The organism is Kocuria sp. ZOR0020 (genome assembly GCF_000800955.1).
In the GTDB taxonomy this organism is placed as follows: domain Bacteria; phylum Actinomycetota; class Actinomycetes; order Actinomycetales; family Micrococcaceae; genus Kocuria; species Kocuria subflava.
In genome coordinates, this window is sequence record NZ_JROX01000464.1 from 1 (window position 1) to 268 (window position 268).

Here is a 268-nt window from a genome sequence, read left to right on the forward strand (position 1 = left end):
AGACATCAGCACGGTTACCGGCTGAGAGGAACGTGGAGATGCCCAGACCGTGACGGACCGCAGCCGAGGCCTGCAGGGTGCCCAAGGCACCGGACTGGGTGAACAGACCCATGTTGCCGGGCAACAACGGAGCAGGCAGTACGGTGGCATTGAAGCGCTGGTCAGGGGCGTTGTTCAAAACACCCAAGCTGGCCGGACCCACCACGCGCATGCCGTGGCCGCGGGCCAGGCGCACCAGGTGCCGCTGACGGCGAGCGCCCTCTGCACC

1 pseudogene is annotated in these 268 nt (G+C 67.2%); it reads right to left on the reverse strand.

Annotation, left to right across the window (positions count from 1 at the left end):
• Positions 1 to 268 (reverse strand): annotated as a pseudogene (locus L979_RS14180) (hypothetical protein); the annotation flags it as partial.